At 73.7% G+C, this 23,574-nt stretch carries 16 protein-coding genes and 1 pseudogene; 12 read left to right on the top strand and 5 right to left on the bottom strand.

The features are described from left to right. Positions 1-80 precede the first annotated feature (80 nt). The 7 genes from ACH4UM_RS08080 (at position 81) to ACH4UM_RS08050 (ending at position 8,794) form a co-directional block, all read left to right on the top strand. Positions 81-989, top strand: coding sequence for a ScbA/BarX family gamma-butyrolactone biosynthesis protein (locus ACH4UM_RS08080; protein ID WP_398175279.1), 909 nt, complete (start codon positions 81-83; stop codon positions 987-989). A gap of 70 nt (positions 990-1,059) precedes the next feature. After that, positions 1,060-1,728 carry a ScbR family autoregulator-binding transcription factor gene (locus ACH4UM_RS08075; protein ID WP_398175277.1) on the top strand — a complete coding sequence of 223 codons (669 nt, stop codon included), beginning with the start codon at positions 1,060-1,062 and terminating at the stop codon, positions 1,726-1,728. A gap of 67 nt (positions 1,729-1,795) precedes the next feature. After that, on the top strand, positions 1,796-3,010 hold the full coding sequence (locus ACH4UM_RS08070; RefSeq protein ID WP_398175275.1) for a damage-control phosphatase ARMT1 family protein: 1,215 nt from the start codon (positions 1,796-1,798) through the stop codon (positions 3,008-3,010). A 103-nt stretch (positions 3,011-3,113) separates the two neighbouring features. Further along, positions 3,114-5,309, top strand: coding sequence for a germacradienol/geosmin synthase Cyc2 (gene cyc2 / locus ACH4UM_RS08065; RefSeq protein ID WP_398175273.1), 2,196 nt, complete (start codon positions 3,114-3,116; stop codon positions 5,307-5,309). A 293-nt stretch (positions 5,310-5,602) separates the two neighbouring features. Further along, positions 5,603-6,175, top strand: a complete 573-nt coding sequence (locus tag ACH4UM_RS08060; protein ID WP_398175271.1) for a PDZ domain-containing protein — start codon at positions 5,603-5,605, stop codon at positions 6,173-6,175. A gap of 437 nt (positions 6,176-6,612) precedes the next feature. Then, on the top strand, positions 6,613-7,740 hold the full coding sequence (locus tag ACH4UM_RS08055) for an aminopeptidase P family protein (protein WP_398175269.1): 1,128 nt from the start codon (positions 6,613-6,615) through the stop codon (positions 7,738-7,740). Between the two features lie 46 nt (positions 7,741-7,786). Further along, entirely contained in the window at positions 7,787-8,794 is a 1,008-nt protein-coding gene (locus tag ACH4UM_RS08050) for an aminoglycoside phosphotransferase family protein (protein ID WP_398175267.1), read from the top strand. A gap of 181 nt (positions 8,795-8,975) precedes the next feature. On the opposite strand, the gene treZ is transcribed toward ACH4UM_RS08050, so the two are convergent. Further along, the gene (gene treZ, locus ACH4UM_RS08045; RefSeq protein WP_398175265.1) at positions 8,976-10,730 is read right to left on the bottom strand and encodes a malto-oligosyltrehalose trehalohydrolase; all 1,755 of its coding nucleotides are present in this window, start codon (positions 10,728-10,730) and stop codon (positions 8,976-8,978) included. Positions 10,731-10,904: 174 nt separating this feature from the next. Here treZ and ACH4UM_RS08040 point away from each other — a divergent pair, with 174 nt between their 5' ends. From ACH4UM_RS08040 to ACH4UM_RS08030, 3 genes and pseudogenes are all read left to right on the top strand, one after another. After that, a complete protein-coding gene (locus ACH4UM_RS08040) occupies positions 10,905-11,456 on the top strand; it encodes an FHA domain-containing protein (RefSeq protein ID WP_398175263.1) in 552 nt (183 codons plus the stop codon). Between the two features lie 262 nt (positions 11,457-11,718). Then, positions 11,719-13,045, top strand: a pseudogene (locus ACH4UM_RS08035) (M14 family zinc carboxypeptidase). Next, the gene (locus ACH4UM_RS08030; protein ID WP_398175261.1) at positions 13,042-13,467 is read left to right on the top strand and encodes an SSI family serine proteinase inhibitor; all 426 of its coding nucleotides are present in this window, start codon (positions 13,042-13,044) and stop codon (positions 13,465-13,467) included. Before ACH4UM_RS08035 ends, ACH4UM_RS08030 begins: the two are co-directional and overlap by 4 nt. A gap of 557 nt (positions 13,468-14,024) precedes the next feature. On the opposite strand, the gene ACH4UM_RS08025 is transcribed toward ACH4UM_RS08030, so the two are convergent. The 3 genes from ACH4UM_RS08025 to glgX all read right to left on the bottom strand — a co-directional run bounded on the left by ACH4UM_RS08025 (position 14,025) and on the right by glgX (position 20,075). Then, positions 14,025-15,275, bottom strand: a complete 1,251-nt coding sequence (locus ACH4UM_RS08025; protein ID WP_398175259.1) for a M14 family zinc carboxypeptidase — start codon at positions 15,273-15,275, stop codon at positions 14,025-14,027. Between the two features lie 111 nt (positions 15,276-15,386). After that, positions 15,387-17,753 (bottom strand): malto-oligosyltrehalose synthase, encoded by a 2,367-nt coding sequence (gene treY, locus ACH4UM_RS08020; RefSeq protein WP_398175257.1) that lies wholly within the window; start codon positions 17,751-17,753, stop codon positions 15,387-15,389. A gap of 204 nt (positions 17,754-17,957) precedes the next feature. Next, entirely contained in the window at positions 17,958-20,075 is a 2,118-nt protein-coding gene (gene glgX / locus ACH4UM_RS08015; protein WP_398175255.1) for a glycogen debranching protein GlgX, read from the bottom strand. Between the two features lie 378 nt (positions 20,076-20,453). Between glgX and ACH4UM_RS08010 the strand changes: the two genes are divergently transcribed. Further along, positions 20,454-21,701 (top strand): SAV2148 family HEPN domain-containing protein, encoded by a 1,248-nt coding sequence (locus tag ACH4UM_RS08010; protein ID WP_398175253.1) that lies wholly within the window; start codon positions 20,454-20,456, stop codon positions 21,699-21,701. Between the two features lie 138 nt (positions 21,702-21,839). Further along, a complete protein-coding gene (locus ACH4UM_RS08005; RefSeq protein WP_398175251.1) occupies positions 21,840-22,562 on the top strand; it encodes a 3'-5' exonuclease in 723 nt (240 codons plus the stop codon). 121 nt (positions 22,563-22,683) lie between these two features. Here the strand turns inward: ACH4UM_RS08005 and ACH4UM_RS08000 are convergent, their stop codons facing one another. Then, on the bottom strand, positions 22,684-23,547 hold the full coding sequence (locus tag ACH4UM_RS08000; protein WP_398175249.1) for a phosphotransferase enzyme family protein: 864 nt from the start codon (positions 23,545-23,547) through the stop codon (positions 22,684-22,686). Positions 23,548-23,574 lie beyond the last annotated feature (27 nt).

The following is a 23,574-nucleotide window of genomic DNA, read 5'->3' as shown; positions in this document are numbered from 1 at the left end:
CCGGTCGGCTCGTACTCTAGCGCTCAGCGGCGCAGGCGCCTCATGGTCTGCGGAGGCCTTCGGGGGGACCAGGGAGGGACATGCCCCAACTGCGGCGGCTCGCCGGGTTCCCGACGGCGGCCACGGATCTGACCGCCACCGTTCCGCGCCAGCTCGTGCACCGCGCGGCGCTCGCCGAGACCTTCCTCACCGGCTGGAGAAGGACCGGCGAGGACCGGTTCACCGTCTGCGCGCAGTGGCCGCGCGCCCACCAGTTGCACCTCTCGCCGGACCGGTCGGCGTACGAGACGCTGCTCGTCGCCGAGACCGTCCGCCAGTGCGGTGCCCTGCTCGCCCACACCGCCTACGGCGTGCCGCTGGGCCACCGGTTCGTGCTCCAGGAGCTGCGCGTCACCACGGATCCAGCCCACCTGGCCGTCGGTCTGCTGCCCGCCGAAACCGACCTGGGCGTCCGCTTCCTGCGGGACGGCCGACGACGCTCAGCGGCCCTGCGCTACGAGGTGGACGTGCGCCGGGACGGTGATCGCGTCGCGACCGCGTACGTCGCCTGCGCGAGTCTGGGCGAACCGGCCTACCGCCGGCTGCGCGGCGGACGCACCCCCGCCACCGTGTCCCCGCTCGCGGTGCCGCCCGGCCTGCCGGCCGCCGCCGTGTACCGCACCCTGCCCGAGGACGTCGTTCTGGCCCCGACCCGGCGCCCGGACTGCTGGCAGCTGCGCGCGGATACCGCGCATCCCGTTTTCTTCGACCACCCGCTCGACCACGTCCCCGGCATGCTGCTGCTGGAGGCGGCCCGCCAGGTGGCCTGCCTCCGCGGCTTCGCGCCACGGCCGCCGGCCGCCTTCCGGGCCGCCTTCCACCGCTATGCCGAACTGGACCGCCCCAGTTGGATAAGTGTGGAGACCGACGAAGGGGGGCGGACACGCGTCGTGGCGACGCAGGGGGAGTCGGCCGTCTTCGAATGCCTGGTGGACGCCGGGGGCTGGTGAGCTATCGTGTACGGGGAGTCAGAAACAAACGGCATGCCCCGTTCTTTACGGTCCCGGGAGTGTTTCGTCGATGCCGAGGCAGTTACGCGCCGAGCAGACCCGCGCGACGATCATCACGGCCGCCGCCGACCTGTTCGACCGGCGCGGCTACGAACGAACCAGCCTCAGCGACATCGTCGAGCACGCCCAAGTGACCAAGGGCGCCCTGTACTTCCACTTCGCGGCCAAGGAGGACCTGGCCCAGGCCATCATGGAGTTGCAGTCCCGGGCCTCGCGCCAGGTGACGCGTGACGTCGACGGGCACGGCTACTCCTCGCTGGAAGCGCTCATCCGCATCACCTTCGCCCTCACCCGGCAGGCGGTCGAGGGCCCGGTCGTCCGCGCCGGCCTGCGCCTGGCCACCGGGGGAGTCGAGGTGCGCCCGCCCCTGCGGCACCCCTTCACCGAGTGGCTGGAGATCGCCACCCGCAAACTCCTCGGCGCGGTGAGGGAGTCCGACGTCCACCCGGACGTCGACGTGCACGCCGTCGCACACTCCCTCGTCTGCTTCTTCGTCGGCACCCGTGTCGCGAGTCGGCCCCTGGAACCGTTCGAGCGGCTGCCGCGCCGGACGACCGAGATGTGGCACCTGCTGATCCGCGGCCTGGTGCCGGTGCACCGGCGTCCGCGCTATCTGGCACTCGCCACGCACCTGGAACGGGAGATCGGCGCCCGGTACGCCGCCCCGCCGCGGGAGTGACGCCCGGCGCCTCCCCGGGAAGCGCGGGAGAAGGAACCGGTACGGGGCGGCCGGTACGGTGGGCCGTATGCCCGAGACCCCGTCAGCGCCCGTGCTCCTCGGCGACCGGCCCGGCTCCTTCCCGCACAGTGTGCTGGCCGAGCGCCACCCGGCCGTCATCCGGCAGGTACGGGACTCCTTCCCCTACGGTCCCGAGCAGCACGGGGCCCTCGACGCGCTGCTGAAGAGCTGCACCGAGGGCGTGATCGAGCCGCTCCCCGCCGACGCCCACGACCGCGACCGCTGGCAGGCCTGGGGCCTGGCCACGTACGCCGGCCGGTCCTGGTTCGATGTGCCGTGGCTGTGGTCCGAGAGTTACTTCTACCGCCGGCTCCTCGACGCCGTCGGCTACTTCGCACCCGGGCCCTGGCAGGGCATCGACCCCTTCCGCCCCTCCAAGCTCGCCGAACTCGACGCGCCCGGGACGGACGAGGAACTGGCCGCGCTCGACGCCCTGGAGGGCGTACCGGCCGACGAGCGCGCCGCCGCCCTGCTGCACGGGTCACTCTGGGGCAACCGTGCCGACCTCGGCTTCCGTCTCTCGAAAGCCGATGCCGGAGCCGATGCCGGAGCCAGGGCCGATGCCGACGCCGGAGCCGTGCGGGCCGTCCCCGCCCTGGTCGCCGACGACAGCCGGACCCTCTGGTCGCTGCTGCCGCCCTCCGGCTCCGGCACCCTCTGCCTGGTCGCGGACAACGCGGGCCGGGAACTCGTCCCCGATCTCCTCCTCGTGGCCCACCTCCTCGCGCACGGCCACGTCGAGCGGGCCGTCCTGCATGTCAAGCCGTACCCGTACTACGTCTCCGACGCCACCACCGCCGACGTCGTGGACGCCGTGCGCCGGCTGACCGCGGCGCCGGGCGCGGCCGCGAGGTACGGGCACCACCTGTGGGCGGCGATGGGCGACGGCCGGCTGACGGTCCGGGCGCATCCGTTCTCCTGCGCCCCGCTGCCGTACGCGGGGATGCCCGGCGACCTCGGTGCGCAGTTCGCCGCGGCCACGCTGACCGTGCTCAAGGGAGACCTCAACTACCGGCGCCTGGTGGGCGACCGGTTGTGGCCCCCGACCACGCCGTTCACCGACGTCACCGCCTTCTTCCCCGGCCCGGTCGCCGCCCTGCGCACCCTGAAGTCCGATGTGATCACCGGCCTGGACGCGCGTACCGAGGCCGCGCTGGACGCCGCCGGGGACGGTTGCTGGCGCACCAGCGGCACCCACGCGCTGATCCAGGTCAGGAGCTGAAGTCCACCGGTGAACCCCGGTCGTTCCGGCACCGGTTCACGCGATGGTGTGATCACGTCCGGGCGGCCGGATGGTGCCGGAGTGTCACGGGTAGGGCCGGGCCATGACGCAGCAGCCCTTCGAACTCCCGCACTTCTACATGCCGTATCCCGCGCGGCTCAACCCGCACCTTCAGGAGGCCCGCGCCCACTCGACGCGGTGGGCGCGCGAGATGGGCATGCTGGAGGGCTCCGGGATCTGGGAGCAGTCCGACCTCGACGCCCACGACTACGGCCTGCTCTGCGCCTACACCCACCCCGACTGCGACGGACCCGCCCTCTCCCTCATCACCGACTGGTACGTGTGGGTCTTCTTCTTCGACGACCACTTCCTGGAGACCTTCAAGCGCAGTCAGGACCGCCCCGGCGGCAAGGCCCACCTGGACCGGCTGTCCCTGTTCATGCCGCTGGACCCCGCGGCCGACGTGCCCGAGCCGCAAAACCCGGTGGAGGCCGGCCTCGCCGACCTGTGGGCGCGCACCGTGCCGTCCATGTCGGCCGGCTGGCGGCGGCGGTTCGCGGTGGCGACCGAGCATCTGCTGAACGAGTCCCTGTGGGAGCTGTCCAACATCAACGAGGGGCGGATCGCCAACCCCGTCGAGTACATCGAGATGCGCCGCAAGGTCGGCGGCGCCCCCTGGTCGGCGGGGCTCGTGGAGTACGCGACCGCCGAGGTGCCCGCGCCGGTCGCCGGGTCCAGGCCACTCAGGGTACTGATGGAGGCCTTCTCCGACGGGGTGCACCTGCGCAACGACCTGTTCTCCTACCAGCGGGAGGTCGAGGACGAGGGGGAGCTGAGCAACGGTGTCCTGGTCCTGGAGACCTTCTTCGGCTGCACCACCCAGGAGGCCGCCGACTGTGTCAACGACGTGCTCACCTCCCGTCTGCACCAGTTCGAGCACACCGCGCTCACCGAAGTGCCCGCGCTGGCCCTGGAGAAGGGCCTCGCACCGGACGAGGTCGCGGCGGTGGCGGCGTACACCAAGGGCCTGCAGGACTGGCAGTCCGGCGGTCACGAATGGCACATGCGCTCGAGCCGGTACATGAACGACCGGGCCCGCCCCACCAGCCCCTGGCAGCGCCCGGCCGGCCCCGGCACCTCGGCGGCCGACGTGGGCGCGCTGCTCGCGGCGGCGGGGACCGTCGGGGCACCCCTCTCGCCCTTCACGCAGCGGGGGAGGCTGCGCGCCTACACGCACGTCCCCTTCCAGCGGGTCGGCCCCTCCCGCATCCCCGACCTGCACATGCCGTACCCGCTGGAGCTCAGCCCCCACCTGGACGCGGCCCGCCGCGCCCTCGCCCAGTGGTGCCACCGCATGGGCATCCTCGCGGAGGGAGTGTGGGACGAGGACAAGCTCGCCGCCTACGACCTCGCGCTGTGCTCCGCCGGCCTGGACCCGGACGCCACGCCCGAGGCGCTCGACCTGAGCGCCCAGTGGCTCGCCTTCGGCACCTACGGCGACGACTACTACCCACTGGTCTACGGCCACCGCCGCGACCTGGCCGCCGCGAGGCTCACCACCGCCCGGCTGTCGGCGTGCATGCCGGTCGAGGGTGAGGCGGCCGCCGTCCCAGTCAACGCCATGGAGCGCTCCCTGTGCGACCTCTGGGCGCGCACCACCGCCGAGATGACCCCCGGCCAGCGGCGCACCCTGAAGCACGCGATCGACTCGATGACCGAGAGCTGGGTGTGGGAGCTGTCCAACCAGCTGCAGAACCGCGTCCCCGACCCGGTCGACTACCTGGAGATGCGGCGCGCCACGTTCGGCTCCGACCTCACCCTGAGCCTGTGCCGGATGGGGCACGGCCCGGCCATCCCGCCCGAGGTCTACCGCAGCGGCCCGGTCCGCTCCCTGGAGAACGCGGCGGTCGACTACGCCTGCCTGCTCAACGACGTCTTCTCGTACCAGAAGGAGATCGAGTACGAGGGCGAGATCCACAACGCCGTCCTCGTCGTCCAGCACTTCTTCGGCATCGACTACCCGGCCGCGCTCGCCGTTGTCCATGACCTGATGACCCAGCGAATGCGGCAGTTCGAGCACGTGGTCGCCCACGAACTGCCCGTCGTGTACGACGACTTCGAGCTGCCGGACGAGGCGCGCGCGACCATGCAGGGCTATGTGACCGACCTGCAGAACTGGATGGCGGGCATCCTCAACTGGCACCGGGAGGTCGACCGCTACAAGGCGGAGTGGCTGGCCGGCCGCGCGCACCGCTTCCTGCCGGACCGGCCGCCCGCGCCCGTGCTGCCGGTCGGCTGACCGTCCGCCTCGCGCACAGGGCGCGCCCGCCCGGCGGCGTGCTCCACAGCGGCGTGCTCCACGGCGGCTCACGTCGGTGCCCGGGCCGTCGGATGCGGGCGCGAGCCGGCACCGCCGTCAACCGGACGGCTCCGCCGGGGCGGTCCGCTGCCGCCGCCCCGCGCGTCGGCCACCGGGTGCTCCCGGGTGTGCCGCACCCCCAGGGCTTCCTGCGGCCGGCCGCGGGCCGGTCTCACTCGTTCGTGGCTCGTGGTGCGCCGGGACACCGGGTAGGCACCAGCCGGAGGCGATCAATGGAACAGACTGCGCTGCGACCCAAGCCGATGCCCGGTCAGGTGCCCGGCGGCGGCACCGCTCCCGGCCGCGTCCGGCGCCCGCACGCCACCCGGCGGCGCGGCCGTCGCCTGGTGCTCGGCCTCCTCGCCGGCCTGGTCCTGGTCCTGTCCGGGATCGGCCTCGGCACGGTGGGTGCCACGGTGACCGGCGTCGGCGGGCCGGCCGGGCTCCAGCTTCAGGCGGGCGGACCGCGGTCATGGGCGCCCCGGTCCGGACCGGCGCGCACGCTCCCCGCCGCGAGCCCCGCGTCCACCCCCGAGCCGGTGCGCCCGGCCCTCGGTATCGAGGTCGTCGACGACGACGGGCAAGGGGCCCGGGTCGTCGGCGTGCACGTGCCCGGCCCCGGCTACTCGGCGGGCCTGGTCCGAGGCGATGTACTCCTCGTGTTCGGCCGGACCCGGATCGGCTCGGCGGCGGACCTGGCACGCGCCGTCGGCCGGGCACTTCCGGGGCGGGGGACGGCGCTGACCGTACGCCACCGCAACGGCGGCCGGCAGCAGCTGACCGTCACTCCGGGTGTCGTCACGTGACGCCTGGTGTCGTCACGTGATGCCTGGAGTCGTCACGTGATGCCCGGAGTCGTCACGTGATGCCTGATCGCTCCCGTCACTCCCGCCATCGCTCCCTCCCGACACTCCCGCTCCCTCCCGTCACTCCCAGTCCCGTCGCTCCGGTCCCTTGCGTCACTTCCGGCGCACCCCGGCGCGCGCCATGCCCGGGGCCGCACCTCGGTACCTGACGCGATGGCCGGAGGAAACCCGCCCGTGCCCGGTGGCCGCGGGGAAAGCACTGGGCACACCGTCGCGCAACCGGACAGGATGGGACCATGGCCGTGCGACCGCGTCACCGGCGGCCCGGCGGCGACACCCGCCGGCCGGACGTCGACCGGCTCGCGCGGCCGCGCACGGCCGGGCAGGATGCTGCCCGTAGATCCTCACCGCTTCTTCAGCCGCCTACGGAGGCCCGGATGACAGGCACCGCGCCCGCGCCCTTCACCGCCGACGACTACCGGGCCCGGATGGCACGCGCCGCCGCAGCGGCCGCCGACGCCGGACTGGCCGGGCTGCTGGTCGCGCCGGGGCCGGACATGGTGTGGCTCACCGGCTACGCGCCCACGGCCGTCACCGAACGGCTCACGCTGCTCGTCCTCGCCGCCGACCGGGACCCCGTCCTCGTCGTGCCCACCCTGGAGGCCCCGGACGCGGCCAAGGCCGTGGGCGCGTCCGCCCTGAGCCTGCACGACTGGACCGACGGAAAGGACCCCTACGCCGTCACCGCCGCCCTGCTCGGCACCGGCGGCCGGTTCGGCATCAGCGACAACGCCTGGGCCATGCACCTGCTCGGCCTGCAGCACACCCTGCCCGGCACCTCCTACGCCTCCCTCACCGAGGCCCTGCCGATGCTGCGGGCCGTGAAGGACGCGGCCGAACTGGAACTCCTGGCGGCCGCGGGCGCCGCCGCCGACGCCACGTTCGAGGAGATCCGCAAGGTTCCCTTCGCCGGCCGCCGCGAGTCCGAGGTGGGCGCCGACCTCGCCGCCCTGCTGCGGCGCTTCGGGCACTCCCAGGTGGACTTCACCATCGTCGGATCCGGCCCCAACGGCGCCAACCCGCACCACGAGATGGGCGACCGCGTCATCGAGCGCGGCGACATGGTCGTCCTCGACTTCGGCGGCCTCAAGGACGGCTACGGCTCCGACACCACCCGCACCGTGCATGTCGGCGAGCCGACCGACGAGGAGCGCCGGGTGCACGACATCGTGCGCGAGGCCCAGGAGGCCGGCTTCCGGGCCGTGCGCCCCGGAGTCTCCTGCCAGGAGGTCGACAGGGCCGCCCGCGCGGTGATCGCCGAGGCCGGGTACGGGGAGTACTTCATCCACCGCACCGGCCACGGCATCGGCGTGACCACGCACGAGCCGCCGTACATGATCGAGGGCGAGGAACAGCCCCTGGTCCCCGGCATGTGCTTCTCCGTGGAACCGGGGATCTACCTGCCCGGCCACTTCGGGGTGCGCATCGAGGACATCGTGACGGTGACCGGGGACGGGGGCCGCCGCCTCAACGACACGACCCGCGAGATGGTCCTGGTGGACTGACCGGCCGGCAGCATCCACCCAGGCAACGGGACGACACGGCGCGATGATGACCCAGGCACCGACACCCACCGCGGACACGGTCCGCAGACTGGTCCGCACCCTGCTCAAGGACGGTGCGGACACCGCCGCCGGACCCGACGTCCGGCCCGTCGCGGCGGGCGCCGGGCACTCCACCTGGTGGGTCGGCACCCGCCATGTGCTGCGGCTGGCCCCCGACCGTGAGGCCTCCCTGCGCCGGAGGCGCGAACTGCGGCTGCGTGACCTTGTCCGCCCGCACCTGCCGGTCGCCGTCCCGGCCAGTGTCGCGCACGGCGAGTGGGCGCCCGGACTGGCGTACACGCTGGACACCAGGATCCCCGGTGGCACGGCCGGTGACCACGACGTCTCCGCCATCGGCGAGGACGACCTGGCGGGACTGCTCACCGGGCTGCGCGAGGTGCCCGTGCGCCAGGCCGGGACGCTGGGCGTTCCGCGCGTCGCGCCGCGCTCCCTGGAGGCGTTGCGCCGGATGGCCGTGCACGCCGCCGAACGCCTCGGGAAGGCAGACGAGTTCGACCCCGCGCGGATGACCCAGCTCGCCTCGCCCGCCGCCGCCCAGCTGGCCGCCCAGCCCGGCACCGCGGTGCTCGTCCACCACGCCCTGAGGGGCGAACACCTGGTGGTCAGCGCCGACGGCCGGGTGCGCGGCGTCCTGGACTGGACCGCAGCCGTGGTCGGCGACCCCGCCGAGGACATCGCCGGCCTCGCCCTCGCCGTCGGCTCTCCCGCGGCCGTGCGCGCCGCCACCCTCGCCGGCTACAGCGCCCGGCCCTGTCTGCGCGGCCTGTGGCTGGCCCGCTGCGACGCGGTGATCCGCCTCGCCGACCGCCTGGAGGGCCGCGACGACAGCCCTGTTGCGCCGCTCAGGGCCCAGCTGCGCCACGCCTGGGAGGCGATCCTGCTGGAGCGGGTGACGGAGTTCCGGGATGACGGCAGGGACGGCAAGGACGGCAAGGACGGCGACAAGGACGACGGGTACGACGCGGACGGCCCGGAGGGCACGCACGGCCAGTAAGGCACGAAGGAAACGTGCGGCCGGGAAGGCACGGAAGACGCGGACGGCCAGTGAGGCACGGAAGACGCGCACGGCAGGGAGGGCGCGCACGGCACGGACCAGGGCGGCGAGGAGCCGTCGTCCCGCGCCCCGGCCACGTCGCGGTCGAAGCCGTGTGTCCCCGCCGCGTGAGGTGCCGCGCTCAGCCCTGCACCAGGACCACGCACGACTCCCCAGGCACATGCAGCACCCCGTCCGCGCCGGGGGCCTCCACCGGATCCCAGGCGGCCAGCACCCGGGCCGGGCGGCTGCCCAGGGTGATGGCGGCCGTCTCCTTGCCGAGGTTGACCGCCACCCGGACATCCCCGCGGCGGAACACGAGCCAGCGGGCCTCCTCGTCGTACGCCACCTTGGTGTCGGCGAGATCGGGGTCGGTGAGGTCGGGCTGCTCGTGCCGCAGCGCGGTCAGCCGGCGGTACCAGGCCAGCACGCGCGCGTGCGGTTCGCGCTCCGGCTCGGACCAGTCGAGGCAGGAGCGGTCCCGGGTCGCCGGATCCTGCGGGTCGGGTACGTCCTCCTCTGCCCAGCCGTGCTCGGCGAACTCCCGCCGCCGGCCCCGGCGCACCGCCTCCGCGAGCTCCGGGTCGGTGTGGTCGGTGAAGAACTGCCACGGCGTGGCGGCCGCCCACTCCTCACCCATGAACAACATCGGCGTGAACGGCGCGGTCAGCGTGAGCGTGGCCGCGCAGGCCAGCAGCCCGGGGGAGCGGGCGAGCAGCAGGGAAAGCCGGTCCCCCTGGGCGCGGTTGCCCACCTGGTCGTGGGTCTGGCTGTAGCCGAGCAGCCGGTGACCGGCCACCCGGGTGCGGTCCAGCGGACGGCCGTGACGGCGGCCGCGGAAGCTCGAGTACGTCCCGTCGTGGAAGTAGCCGCCGGTCAGCGTCTTGGCGACCGCGCCGAGCGGGGCCCGCCCGAAGTCGGCGTAGTAGCCCTGGGCCTCGCCGGTCAGCGCCGTGTGCAGGGCGTGGTGGAAGTCGTCGTTCCACTGGGCGTGCAGTCCGAGGCCGCCCTCCGCGCGCGGGGTGATCAGCCGCGGGTCGTTCAGGTCCGACTCGGCGATCAGGAAGAGCGGGCGGCCGAGGTCGGCGGAGAGCCTGTCCACGGCCGTGGACAGCTCCTCCAGGAAGTGGCACGCACGGGTGTCCACCAGCGCGTGCACGGCGTCCAGCCGCAGCCCGTCGATCCGGTAGTCGCGCAGCCACGCCAGCGCGCTGCCGACCAGGAAGTCCCGCACCTCGTCCGAGCCCGGCGCGTCCAGGTTGACGGCGGCGCCCCAGGGGGTGTGATGGGTGTCGGTGAAGTACGGGCCGAACCGGGGCAGGTAGTTGCCCGACGGGCCCAGGTGGTTGTGCACCACGTCCAGGACCACGCCCAGACCGAGCTCGTGCGCCCGGTCGACGAAGCGCTTCAGCCCCTCGGGGCCGCCGTACGGCTCGTGCACGGCCCACGGCGACACACCCTCGTAGCCCCAGCCGTGCCGGCCGGGAAAAGGACACACCGGCATCAACTCGACGTGGGTGACGCCCAGTTCGACGAGGTGCTCCAGCCGTCCGGCGGCCGCGTCGAAGGTGCCCTCGCGGGTGTAGGTGCCCACGTGCAGCTCGTAGAGCACCGCGCCCGGCAGCGGACGCCCCGCCCAGGTGCCCGAGCGCCATTCGTACCGCGCGTGGTCGACGACCGCGCTCAGCCCGTCCGGGCCGTCCGGCTGCCGGGGCGAGCGCGGATCGGGCAGCGCGTCACCGCCGTCCAGCGAGAACCCGTAGCGCGAGCCGTCACTCGCCCCGGCCTCACCGGTCCACCATCCCGCGCGCTCCGGATCGCGCTCCAACGCGCGCGTGGCGCCGTCGCACTGGAGCGTCACACGGCCGGCCTGCGGTGCCCACACCTCGAACTGCACGGACGGTTCCCCTTCGTCTGCTCACCGTGATGTAGTTCTGCCCATCGTCCTCCATGAGAGATCAATCCGCTTTTGAATCTTTCGTTTTGCGGCGGGTGTCGTCGAATGCGCCCGCCCGGTGGCCGTTTCCGCGTTTTCTGGACACCCACGGTTCACTGACCGACAATCACCACCGTGACGTCGTCCTTCGAGTTCCACACCTACCCCGCGCGGCTGTCCGACGCGGAGCGCGACAAGGCGCTCAGGGTGCTCCGTGACGGTGTCGCCGTGGGCCGGCTGTCGCACGACACGTTCGTGCGGCGCATGGAGCTGGCCCTGGCCGCCCGCCGCGCGGACGAGCTCGCCGCGCTCACCTCCGACCTGCCCACCGAGGGCCGGCTGTCCCGGCTGGTGTTCGGCACCGTCGAGGCGGTCTCTGGCTTCACCGTACGGCTGCGCAGGGCCTGGCAGGCCGAGCGGCTACCCAAGCTGCTGCTGCCGCACCCCGGCAGCGGCCACCCCTTGCGCATAGGGCGCGATCCGGCCAGCGGCCTGAGACTGACCCACGAGACGGTCTCGCGGATGCACGCCGAGCTGCGTCGGCAGGGCGGGATGTGGGTGCTGCGGGACCTCGGCTCGACCAACGGCACGACCGTCAACGGGCGGCGGGTGATCGGCGCGGCCGTCGTCCGCGAGGGCGACCAGGTCGGCTTCGGTCAGATGGCGTTCCGGCTCTCGGCGGACTGAGGGCTCCGCGGGCCGTGTGGTTCGTTGGAACGTGTGGTTCCTCGGGCCGTGTGGTTCCGCGGCCGGGGCGCCGGTGGACTGAGCCCAGTCTCACCTCTGGCCTGCACATCACCCAACGGGGTTGGTCAAGTCCCTTTTCGGACGGCGGTGTTGACGAACCCGCCAACTCGTGACTGACTGTGCGTACACCGTGTACATTCGGTGAACCGACGGCACCGCTTTGTGGAGGTGTGCCCTGTCGCCACTCCACCGCTATCCGTCCGTGGACGAGCTGGGCGCCCGCGCCGCCGCACTCGTCGCCCGCCACCCCAGGGACGCCCGGCTGCGCCGTGCCGGCACCTCCCGCGCGGGTACGCCCCTGTGGCTGCTCTCCGTCGGGCACGGCGACCGCCAGGCCCTCGTCGTCGCCGGACCGCACGCGAACGAGCCGGTGGGCGGCGCCACCGTACTCCGGCTGGCCGAACGGGTGCTGGCCGTCCCCGGCGCCGGACAGGACGCCGACATCACCTGGAACCTGCTGCTCTGCCTCGACCCCGACGGCTCGCGCCGAAACGAGGACTGGCTTGCCGGCCCCTACGCCCTCGGCCACTACTTCCGCAACTTCTTCCGGCCCGGTTTCCTGGAGCAGCCCGAGTGGCTGCCCGACGGCGCCGCGGCTGCCGGGCTGCCCGAGACCCGTGCCCTGCTCGACCTCCAGGACGAACTGCGGCCCTTCGTCCAGTGCTCGCTGCACGGCTGTCGACGTCGGCGGCGGGTTCGTCGAGCTCACCCACGAGCTGCCGGGCCTGGCCCAGCGCGTCGCGCACGCCGCGGCCCGCCTGGGCATCCCGCGCGAGCTGGGCGCCTACGACTCCCTGTACTGGCCCCGGCTCGGGCCCGCCGTCTACCGGATCCCGCCGCCGCGCCGGGGCGACCTGGCCGCCGCCATCACCGAGGCGGCCGTGGACTCGACATGGTTCCACCCGTACCGGTACGGCACCGTGACCGCCGTCGTCGAGGCACCCATGTGGGGCGTGGCCGCCGTGGCGGACGGCTCGGCGCCCGCGGACCGGGACGCCGTGCTGCGCCGCGTCAGCCGCGGCCTGCGCGCCGACACCGGGCGCTTGGAGCGGCTCCTGGCCCGGGTCCGGCCCCATCTGGCCGAGGTGCCGGACGCGGCCCGTCTGCTGGCTCCCGTGGACGACTATTTACTGGTCTGCCCCGGACTCGCCGACGCCTGGGACCCCGACACCGACGACGGCACGGCCCGCCCGCTCCCGCCGCTGACCAGCGCCCACCTGGCCGCCCTGCGCATAGCCGGGCGGCGGCTGGCCCTGCGCACCGCCGGGCTGCTGCACCGGCTCGTGCGCACCGCCGGGCAGGACGCGGCCGGGGCGCTGCCGGAGCTGGAGTGGCTCATCGAGCAGTGGTGCGCCGACTACCGCGACGGCCTCGGGGCGCGCTGGATACCGGTCGCCAGACAGGCCGAGTACCAGACGCGGGTGGTGCTCGCCGCCTGCGACCTGGCCGCGCGGCACACGCGCGCGTGCTCCCGTTCGGGTGAGCCGGGCTGGGGTCCCCAGGCCGCCGTGCCGATACACGGGGAATGACCCACTCCAAAAAGGCGACGACCGCCCGGCTGCTGCGCGGCCTGACGGCGGCGGCCGCCCTCCTCCTCGCCGTCCCGGCCCCGGCCCTGGCGGCCCACCGGCACATCGGACCGGGCGACTGGCTGTACGTCACCGTCACCCACCGCAACGCCCGCACCAGCGACATCCACGGCACCCTGCTGCTGTGCGACCCGCCCCGGGGCCACTCCCACGCGGCCGAGGCCTGCGCCCAGCTCCGCAGGGCGGGCGGCGACATCCGCGGCATCCCCCGCAAGAACGTCTTCTGCTCGATGATCTACGCACCCGTGACGGTCGACGCGCGCGGCCAGTGGCATGGCCGCGCGGTCCGCTACACGGAGACCTTCGCCAACGCCTGCGCGATGCGGGCCCGAACGGGGGACGTGTTCGCACTGGACGGGTGAGGGCCGAGCCGGGTCGTGCGGTGGTGGGGCACGCGCGGAGGCATGGCGTGCACGGCTCGGCGTGGCACGGCTCGGCGTGCCGCCGCATGTCGGCGGCGGCACGCGCACGCGTGCGCGCCCACTGCCCGGCCTTGCGCGCCCTGCGCGGGGAGACGGTCCGCCCGGCCGGCGGCGGCCTCCCCGCGCCCCGCCGGCCCGGCCTTGGAGAGAGCCGCCGCCCGCCGCGTCCCGGCTTCCGGGGACGGCGGTCGCCCGCCGCGTCCCGGGTGGCGCCGAGGCGTGTCCTCGCGGACCGGTGACCGCGACGCGCGCGGAGCCCGCACGCGCGCGTGCGCGACGGCGGTCCGACCTCCACCGCATACGACCACGCTTCACACCCGCGTGCCCGAGTGCCGCCTCACACCCGCGTGCCCCCCCCGCACGCGTGCCCGGCAACAGCCCCCGCGCCCGTGCCCGTCGACAGCCTCGCCCGCCCGTGCCCGTCGACAGCCTCGCCCGCCCGTGCCCGTAAACGGCCTCGCGCACACGGCCGCCCCCACCGCACGGGCCGTCGCGCGTCAGGCCGCCTGTTCGCGGGCGTGGCGGGCCGTTGCGAGGACGGTGCGGCTCTGGTGCTCGATCTGGTGCTCCAGGGGTACCCAGCGGCCGCGGAAGCGGTGCGCGAAGGAGTCGCTCCAGGCGGCCACGAGCCGCTCGAGGCCCGGTGCGGCGCGGTCGTCGGTCTCCCGCAGCACCCGCAGCAGCATCGCCGCCGTCCGCAGGGGCAGCCGGCGGCCGAAGGCGTCCACACTGCCGACGTAGGCCATCGTGGTGTCGGCCGGCGGGGTGTGGATCCAGTCCGCGGCAAGGCCCGGCACCAGGCTCAGCCCCCACTTCGCGGCCCGCAGCAGCGGCCCCTCCACCCCGTGCAGGCGGGGCAGCGCGTCCGCGAGCACCAGCTCGACCTCCCGCGCGTCCCGCAGCAGCCGCTGCGCCAGCCGCCGTATCGCCGCCGCCGGGGCGGGATGCGGCGCGGGGTCGTCCACCAGGTCGCTCGCCCACATCGGCACCTCCACGACCGCGGTCAGCCCGCCGTACCGGTGCGCGTGGTACCAGGTGCTGTGCCGTGCGTCGTCCGGCATGCTCGGGTACGCCGTCCCGGCGTCGGCCGCCGGCATCACCCGCACCCCGGGCCCGGACACGGTCCAGCCTGCGGCGTCCGAGGCGCCCGTCTCCACCGGAATGTGCAGCTCCGCCGCCGACTTGGCGAAGGGCTCGGCGAGCCCCGGGACGTCCCTGGTCAGCTGCACCCAGCTGCCGCCCAGATCGGTGCCGTGCAGGGTCACCTGGAGGTAGGGCCGCAGGGCGTCGATGACCCGAATGAGCGCGCGCGTCTCGGGCGGCAGCCGGTCGGGCGGCAGCGCGGACGGCGACCACTCCGGCTGCTCGGGTCCCGCGGGCCGGAAGAAGCCGAGGTGGTAGTCGAGCAGACTGCGCGGAGCCGGGGTCACGTGCAGGCTGGCCCCGTCCGGGTCCGCGCACAGCAGGAAGTGCCAGGAGGTGCCGGTCCGCAACTGCCGTTCACCGAGGACGCGACGGGCGAGGGACAGGAGCGTGGAACCGCCGGCGGGCTCGTTGGCGTGGGCGCCCGCGACCACCAGCACCGCGCGCCGGGCATGGCCGATGGACAGCAGGTGCAGGGGTCTGCCCGCGCGGGAGAGGCCGACCTGTTCCAGGGCACACAGAGCCGGCCGCTTCGCGGCCAACGCCCGGGCGAAGGAGATCAGTTCGGGAACACTGGGGTAGCGCAGCTCCGGCAGAGGACTCACCCCCGACTTGTCCGCCCGGCTTCGCACTCCGCAGTACCCCACGGGCTGTGTGACCTGTCAAGTACACGCCCGGGGAGGCGATCGAAGCCGTCCGGGGGCGCCCGGATGCACTCACCGTCGCCCGCTACGATCCGCGATCCGCTCCAGCAGCGCCACCGGCAGCCGCTCGAAGAGCTCCGCCACCCGCGCGTGCCCCTCGAACTCCCGCCCCGGGGTCAGCACATCGGTCCACCGGCCCGGTGGCAGCGCGAGCCGGGTGTCGCGCCACCCGCCCGCCTCCGCCAGCCGCAGCGACAGCCGGGTCACGGCCGTGACCACCTCCCCGGACCGCGCGAACGCCGCGCAGTGGGCCGCGGCCGGGCCCTCGGCCGCCAGCGGGGCGTACGTCGCCGTGTCGCCGAACACCTCCGGCCGGTGTGCGCGCAGCCGCAGCGCCGCCGCCGTCACCGCGCCCTTGTCGCCCGGGTCGGCGGGAGGGAACCGCACGGGCCGCCGGTTGTCCGGGTCCACCAGGGCCCGGTACTCGGCCTCCGTGCCCTGGTAGAGGTCGGGGACGCCCGGCATCGTCAGATGCACCAGGGCCGTGCCCAGGACGTTGGCCCGGATGTGCGGCTCCAGCGCGCCGCGCAGGGCCGCCACCCGCTCGCCCGGGTCCCCGCACGGCCCCTGGGCGACGAACCGCGCCACCGCCTCCTCGTAGGGAGGTTCCTGCTCCGTCCAGCTCGTGCAGAGGCCCGCCTCGCGCACGTGCTTCAGCAGCGCCTCCCGCACCCGCTCCCCGTCCGCCGGCCCGAGCCCGAACACCGTCTGCCAGGCCGCCCACGCCAGTTGCGCGTCCGGCGCGCCCTCTCCGGTGCGGGTCACCTCGTCCAGCACCTCCGCCCAGCGCTCCGGGCACTGGGTCAGCACGGCCAGCGCCGCCCGGACGTCGGCGCTGCGCTTGGTGTCGTGCGTGGACACAACGGTCCCGGCGAGGGGCCAGTCGCGCTGCATGCGCGTGCAGTACGCGTGGAAGTCCTCCGGGGACACGGCCGGGCGCCCGGGGTCCCCGCCGACCTCGTTGGCCGACAGCAGCGGCACGTACCGGTAGTACGCGGTGTCCTCCACGGACTTCGCCCGCAGCGCGGAGGCGGCCTGCGCGAACCGGGTCCGCAGCTCCACGGCCCCGGGTCCCTCGCCGGCCCGCCCGAGCACCAGGTCGCGTACCACGTCGACGGCCTCGCCCTCCTCCGGTACCACGAAGGCGAGCCGCGCCTCCTCGGCGGCCTCCTCGGTGACCACATGGGCGGGGTCCACGGAGGTGTACGGCCGGTACACCTCCATGCGGACCAGCAGCTCCTGCAGCGCGGTGCGCAGCGTCCAGGGGGCGCGGTCGCGCAGCGCCGGGTCCGGTGAGGCGGTGCACACGCGGCTCGCCACCCGGGTCAGCCGCTCCGTCTCGGTTGCCAGCTCGTGCGTGATCACCTTGTATGCCGCCCGCCGCGCCGTCGCCGCCCAGTCCCCGCCGCGGTCGGTCTGCGGGGCGGCGAAGCGCCGGTAGTGCCCGAGCAGTTCGCCCGCCCCGGCCGGGTCGGTGAACAGGCCGTCGACGTGGCGCAGGGCGTCGTAGCCGGTGGTGCCGGCGACCGGCCAGGAGGCCGGCAGGTGCTCGCCGTCCGAAAGGATCTTCTCCACGACCGTCCAGCGCCCGCCGGACGCCCCGTGCAGCCGGTCCAGGTAGGCGTCGGGGTCGGCGAGCCCGTCGGGGTGGTCGACGCGCAGGCCGTCGATCACTCCCTCGCGCAGCAGCTGGAGGATCTTGGCGTGGGTCGCCTCGAACACCTCCGGGTCCTCCACCCGTACCCCGATCAGCTCCGAGATGCTGAAGAAGCGCCGGTAGTTGAGCTCGGTCCGGGCCAGCCGCCACCACACCGGGCGGTACCACTGCGCGTCCAGCAACTCCGGCAGCGGCAGCCCGGCGGTGCCCTCGCGCAGCGGGAAGACGTGGTCGTAGTAGCGCAGGACGTCGCCGTCCGCCTTCAGCCGCTCCGACTCCCTGCCGACCGGGTGGCCGAGCACCGGCAGCAGCACCTTGCCGCCCTGGGCCTCCCAGTCGATGTCGAACCAGCGCGCGTACGGCGACGCGGGTCCCTCCCGCAGCACCTCCCACAGGGCGCGGTTGTGCCGCGGTGCCATGGCCATGTGGTTCGGCACGATGTCCACGACCAGGCCGAGACCGTGCTCCCGTGCGGTGTGCGCCAGCGCGCGCAGTCCCTCCTCGCCGCCGAGCTCGTCGCGTACGCGCGCGTGGTCCACGACGTCGTAGCCGTGCAGGGAGCCGGGTACGGACTCGAGGACGGGCGACAGATGCAGGTGGGAGACCCCGAGCGAGGACAGGTACGGCACGGCCGCCGCGGCGGCGGCGAAGGGGAACTCGGGCTGGAGCTGGAGCCGGTAGGTGGCCGTGGGCACGGCGGGTGCGGGGCGCTCGGATGTCATGAAAAGCTACGTACCCCTCCCGCCGCCTTTCGTGTCATCGGCCCGCCACATGCGGACCCGCCCACCCGCGCGGGCCGACGCGCCCACCCGAGTGGGTGTCCTGCCCCACGCGGGTGGGTGTCCTGCCGCACGCGGGTGGGTGTCCTGCCGCACGCGGGTGGGTGTCCTGCCGCACGCGGGTGGGCGTCCGCGCGGACCCCTCGCCTAGGCCGGCCGCTGCAGCACGATCAGGCTGCGGTCCGTCAGTGTCAGCCGGTCACCGGCCTGGACCTTGGTTGCGGTGCCCGGCGGGACGCCGTCCTCGCGGGCGGTGTCGACCACCACCTCCCACTGTCTCCCGTGATCGACCGGCACGACGAAGTCCAGCGACTTGGGCGTGGCGTTGAACATCAGCAGGAAGGAGTCGTCGGCGATCCGCTCCCCGCGCTGGCCCGGCTCCGAGATGGCGTTGCCGTTGAGGAACACGGTCAGCGCGGAGGCCCGCGCCGAGTCCCAGTCCTGCTGGGTCATCTCGCTGCCCTCCGGGGTGAACCAGGCGATGTCGGACAGCTCGTCGTGCGTGCCCTCCACCGGCCGTCCGTGGAAGAAGCGGCGCCGGCGGAAGACCGGGTGGTCCCTGCGCAGCCGTGCCATCGCCCGGACGAACTCCAGCAGCTCGCCGCCCTGCTCCCCGGACTCCGGCCAGCGCACCCAGGACAGCTCGTTGTCCTGGCAGTAGGCGTTGTTGTTGCCGCCCTGCGTGCGCGCGAACTCGTCGCCGTGGCTGATCATGGGCACGCCCTGGGACAGCATCAGCGTCGCGGCGAAGTTGCGCATCTGCCGGGCCCGCAGCTGAAGCACCGAGGGATCGTCGGTCTCGCCCTCGACGCCGCAGTTCCAGGACCGGTTGTGGCTCTCGCCGTCCCGGTTGTCCTCGCCGTTGGCCTCGTTGTGCTTGGCGTTGTAGGCCACCAGGTCGTGCAGGGTGAAGCCGTCGTGGCAGGTCACGAAGTTGATCGAGGCCAGTGGGCGGCGGCCGTCGTCCTGGTAGAGGTCCGAGGAGCCGGTCAGCCGGGAGGCGAACTCCGCCACCGCCCGCGGCTCGCCCCGCCACAGGTCCCGCACCGTGTCGCGGTACTTGCCGTTCCACTCGGTCCACAGCGGCGGGAAGTTCCCCACCTGGTAGCCGCCCTCGCCGACGTCCCAGGGCTCGGCGATCAGCTTCACCTGGGAGACCACCGGGTCCTGCTGCACCAGGTCGAAGAACGACGACAGCCGGTCCACCTCGTGGAACTGCCGGGCGAGCGTCGCCGCCAGGTCGAAGCGGAAGCCGTCGACGTGCATCTCGGTGACCCAGTAGCGAAGCGAGTCCATGATCAGCTGGAGCACGTGCGGGGACCGCATGAGCAGGGAGTTCCCGGTGCCCGTGGTGTCCATGTAGTAGCGCGGGTCGTCGGTGAGCCGGTAGTAGCGCTGGTTGTCGATGCCCTTGAAGGACAGGGTCGGCCCCAGGTGGTTGCCCTCGGCGGTGTGGTTGTAGACCACGTCGAGGATGACCTCGATCCCGGCCTCGTGCAGCGCCCGGACCGCCGACTTGAACTCCAGGACCTGCTGGCCGCGGTCGCCCCAGGAGGCGTAGGCGTTGTGCGGGGCGAAGAAACCGATGGTGTTGTAGCCCCAGTAGTTGTTCAGGCCCATGTCCACCAGGCGGTGATCGTTCACGAACTGGTGTACGGGCATCAGCTCCAGCGCCGTGACCCCCAGCCCGGTCAGGTGCTCGAGGATCGCCGGGTGGGCGAGTGCCGCGTAGGTGCCGCGCAGTTCCTCGGGCAGCCCCGGGTGCCGCATGGTGAGGCCCTTGACGTGGGCCTCGTAGATCACCGTCTCGTGGTAGCCGCGGCGTGGCGGCCGGTCGTCGCCCCAGTCGAAGTACGGATTGACCACGACGGACGTCATCGTGTGCGGCGCCGAGTCGAGGTCGTTGCGCCGGGCGGGGTCGTCGAAGTGGTGGCCGTACACCTCCTCTCCCCACCGGACCGTGCCGCTGATCGCACGTGCGTAAGGGTCGAGGAGCAGCTTCGCGGAGTTGCAGAGGAGCCCGCGCTCCGGGGCGTACGGACCGTGCACCCGGAATCCGTAGCGCTGCCCCGGCATGATGCCGGGCACGTACGCGTGCCGGACGAACGCGTCGCTCTCCCGTAGTTCCACCGCCGTCTCCGAGCCGTCGTCGTGCAGCAGACACAGCTCTGCTCGGTCCGCGGCCTCCGTGAAGACCGCGAAGTTGGTGCCGGCGCCGTCGTACGTGGCGCCGAGTGGATACGCCTCTCCAGGCCAGACCTGCATGGATACGACTCTTTCAGGTGTGCGGCGCCGCTGGTGGCGCCTTGGCCCCGAGTCTCCCCGAAAGTCGGGGAAGCACTCATGACCTACGCTCCCCCTGCGTTGCATATGGAACAAGTGTGGCAATTGGGGACTTCGGGGTCAACGCGCGGCCCCTCGTCCGTCCGGCCGGTCCGCCGTCGGGCCGCTCTTGCCGCCGCGGGGGAGGCCGCCCCTATGAATCCGCTCACTCGGTCCGCCCGGGCCGAGCGGAACGGGCAAGCACGAGGGGGAAGTTGAGAAACGAGCTGTCCATCCGGCTGCACCGCGCGCCGCTCCCGGAGTACCCTTCCTTGATCGTTGAGACGGGGAGTGACCGGGGGAGCGGAAGGCGGTGCGCGGGTGGGCTCGGGAGGCCTGGAGCTACCCCCTGGTGACGAGGGTCACGAGGGGAACTCCACTGACGTCCCGCCCGGCGCGGTGTCCCTGGCCCGGCCGATGGGCGCGGGTGCCATCGGACCGGAGCTGGACTGGGACGCCGGCGCCTGGCGCGAGGTGCGCACGCGCGCCCAGCGGGCCGGCCGGGCCTACATCTGGCTGAACCTCGTCGAACAGCGGCTGCGCGCCGTCGTGGCCGCCGTGCTGCGGCCCGTCTATGAACCCGTCCACGGCGACGACTGGGTGGTCGCCGCGGCCGGACCGGCCGGCCAGGAGTGGGTGCAGCGCGCGGTCGCGGTCCGCGAAGTCAGCCGCCGCAAGGGCTACTTGCTCGACCCGGCCGACGACAACGTGATCAGCTTCCTCACCCTGCCCCAGCTGCGCGAGCTGATGGTGCAGCACTGGCCCTGCTTCGAGCCCTACATCGACGAGCGCCGCGACGTCGAACTCGCCCTGGACGAACTGGAGGTGACCCGGAACGTCGTCTCGCGCAACCGGGCCCTGTCCGAGGCGGTGCTGGGACAGGCCGAGCGCGCCTCGGCGCGGCTGCTGGAGATCCTCGGCACGGGCGGCGACGTGCCCTCCGCGCGGCGGCTGCCGGTCGACGCGGTCGAGGACCTCGTCGGCGACCGCTACGCCGACGTGGTCGCCGTGCACCCGGACCGGGTGCGGCTCATGCGCCAGTTCCCGGCCGAGGACATCTTCGGCGGCGCCCGCCGGCTGGACGCCATCGGCATCGCACTCAACCTGCTCGTGCAGAACTTCTCCGGCCGCCGCCTGGTGCGCCTGGCCGAGTCCGGCTGCCGGGTGCGGCTGCTGTTCCTCAACCCCGCCTCCAGTGCCGTCAAGCGGCGCGAACGCGAACTCGGGCTCAAGCGCGGCGAGCTGAGCCGCTCGGTGGAGATGAACATCCTGCACATGCGGCGGGTGCGCTCCCGGCTGCGCGACCCGGGCGCCTTCGAGATCCAGGTCTACGACGAGACGCCGCGCGTCGCCGCCTACCTGGTGGACGGCGACGGCTCCGACGGCATCGCGGTCGTGCAGTCCTATCTCCGGCGCAGCCGGGGCATGGAGGCACCCGTGCTCGTTCTGCGCAACGGGAACAGCGGGAACAAGGTGGTCAAGTCGGGCGAGATCGACGAGGGCGGGCTCTTCTCCACCTATCGCGAGGAGTTCGAGCTGATGTGGGCGGATTCGCGCCCCGTGTCCTGAGAAGCCCCCAACCGGCGGACGGGCGGCGGCCGGTGGCAGGCGAACGGCGGCGAAGCGGAACGTGGTCCTCTGATTGTCAGTGGCGCATGCGATCGTTAGGACCACTGGGGGAAAGCACCACCGAGGAGGGGGGCCGCCATGGGCTGGCACCGGGAGCTGCTGATCGGCTTCGACCTGGAGACGACCGGGACGGATCCGCGCGAGGCGCGCATCGTCACGGGGGCCGTGATAGAGGTCAGGGGAGGCGAGCCGGGCGGGCGGCGGGAGTGGCTCGCGGACCCCGGGGTGGAGATCCCGGCGGACGCGGTGGCGGTGCACGGGATCAGCAACGAGCGCGCGGCCGCCGAGGGCAGACCGGCCGACCGGGTCGCGGACGCCATCGCGGACGTCCTGACCGGCTACTGGAAGACGGGCGTGCCGGTCGTGGCGTACAACGCGGCCTTCGATCTGACCCTCCTCTCCGCCGAACTGCGGCGGTACGGGCTGCCTTCGCTGAGTGACCGCCTGGGCGGCGCGGAGCCGGCCCCGGTCGTCGACCCGTACACGATCGACCGCTGGGCCGAGCGTTACCGCCCCGGCAAGCGGACCCTGGAGGCGGTCTGCACGGAGTACGGGGTCGTGCTCGACGCCGCCCACGACGCCTCGGCCGACGCCCTCGCGGCGGCCCGCCTGGCCTGCGCGATAGCCGCCCGCCACCCCAAGGTCGCCGCTCTCGGCCCGGCGGAGCTGCACCGCCGCCAGATCGAGTGGTACGCCACCTGGGCGGCGGACTTCCAGAGCTTCCTGCGCCGCAAGGGCGACACGGCCGCGGTGGTCGACGGCGCGTGGCCGCTGCGTGAGTTGGCGGACGAGACCGTCTGAGCGCGCCGGGGGTTCGTGCGGGGACGGACGCTCGACGCTCGGAAGGACCGCCTCGGAAGGACCGCCTCGGAAGGACCGCCTCGGAGGGAATGCCTCGGAGGGAATGCCTCGAAGGGGTGCGTCAGAAGGGATACCAGCGCACCGTCTCGTCCCCCTCCCGCAGGGACGCCACCCGGCGCCCGAACTCGGCCAGCGCCTTGGGACTGCCCGGGGTGTGCTGGGCGACCCAGGCGCAGCTGGCGGTCTCGCGGGCACCGCGCAGCACCGGGCAGCCCTCCCACTCCCGTACGTCCCAGCCGTATGCCGAAGTGAAGGAGTCGTAGCCCTCCGCGGGCAGGCCGTAGCGGTCCCGGGACAGGGCCATGACCACCAGGTCGTGCTCGCGCAGGTCGGCGGAGAAGGTCTCCAGATCGACCAGGACCGGCCCGTCCGGGCCGATGTGCACATTGCGCGGCAGCGCGTCGCCGTGGATCGGGCCCGGTGGCAGGTGCGGGGTGAGCGCGGCCGCGGCCGCGGCGAAGCCGTCGCGCCGCGCGCGCAGGTAGGCCGCGTCCGCCGGGTCGATCGCCTCGCCGGCGAGTCGCAGCCAGCGTTCCACGCCGCCCAGCAGCTCACGGGGCGGCAGTTCGAAGCCGGGGGAGGGCAGTGCGTGCACGATGCGCAGCAGCTCGGCCAGGTCGCGCGGCCCGGCGGGCCGTACCGCATCGGGCAGCCGCTGCCACACGGTCACCGGGTGCCCGTCGACCAGCCGCGCCTCGGGGTCGGCGGCCCGCACCGCGGGCACACCGGCCCCGGCCAGCCACACCGCGATCCGCAGCTCGCGCCGCGCCCGGTCCAGCAGTTCGGCGTCGCGGCCCACCTTGACCACGAGGTCACCGGCGGCGAAGACCGCGTTCTCGCCCAGGGCGAGGAGCCGGGCGTCCCGCGCCGGACCGGGCAGCACCCCCGCCGCGGCCAGTACCTCCCGCGCCCGTGCCTCGTCCATTCCGTCCGCCTCCGTGCTCGAGGTCCC

Origin of the sequence: Streptomyces sp. NPDC020801 (assembly GCF_044334385.1) — a bacterium.
Taxonomy (GTDB): Bacteria; Actinomycetota; Actinomycetes; order Streptomycetales; family Streptomycetaceae; genus Streptomyces.
This window is presented reverse-complemented; position numbering and strand designations above follow the sequence as displayed.

Bases quoted from the DNA above. Each gene is read 5' to 3' on its own strand.
- ACH4UM_RS08080 (WP_398175279.1), top strand. From the start codon at position 81: ATGCCCCAACTGCGGCGGCTCGCCGGGTTCCCGACGGCGGCCACGGAT.
- ACH4UM_RS08075 (WP_398175277.1), top strand. From the start codon at position 1,060: ATGCCGAGGCAGTTACGCGCCGAGCAGACCCGCGCGACGATCATCACG.
- ACH4UM_RS08070 (WP_398175275.1), top strand. From the start codon at position 1,796: ATGCCCGAGACCCCGTCAGCGCCCGTGCTCCTCGGCGACCGGCCCGGC.
- cyc2 (WP_398175273.1), top strand. From the start codon at position 3,114: ATGACGCAGCAGCCCTTCGAACTCCCGCACTTCTACATGCCGTATCCC.
- ACH4UM_RS08060 (WP_398175271.1), top strand. From the start codon at position 5,603: ATGGAACAGACTGCGCTGCGACCCAAGCCGATGCCCGGTCAGGTGCCC.
- ACH4UM_RS08055 (WP_398175269.1), top strand. From the start codon at position 6,613: ATGACAGGCACCGCGCCCGCGCCCTTCACCGCCGACGACTACCGGGCC.
- ACH4UM_RS08050 (WP_398175267.1), top strand. From the start codon at position 7,787: ATGACCCAGGCACCGACACCCACCGCGGACACGGTCCGCAGACTGGTC.
- ACH4UM_RS08030 (WP_398175261.1), top strand. From the start codon at position 13,042: ATGACCCACTCCAAAAAGGCGACGACCGCCCGGCTGCTGCGCGGCCTG.
- treY (WP_398175257.1), bottom strand. From the start codon at position 17,753: ATGACATCCGAGCGCCCCGCACCCGCCGTGCCCACGGCCACCTACCGG.
- glgX (WP_398175255.1), bottom strand. From the start codon at position 20,075: ATGCAGGTCTGGCCTGGAGAGGCGTATCCACTCGGCGCCACGTACGAC.
- ACH4UM_RS08005 (WP_398175251.1), top strand. From the start codon at position 21,840: ATGGGCTGGCACCGGGAGCTGCTGATCGGCTTCGACCTGGAGACGACC.
- ACH4UM_RS08000 (WP_398175249.1), bottom strand. From the start codon at position 23,547: ATGGACGAGGCACGGGCGCGGGAGGTACTGGCCGCGGCGGGGGTGCTG.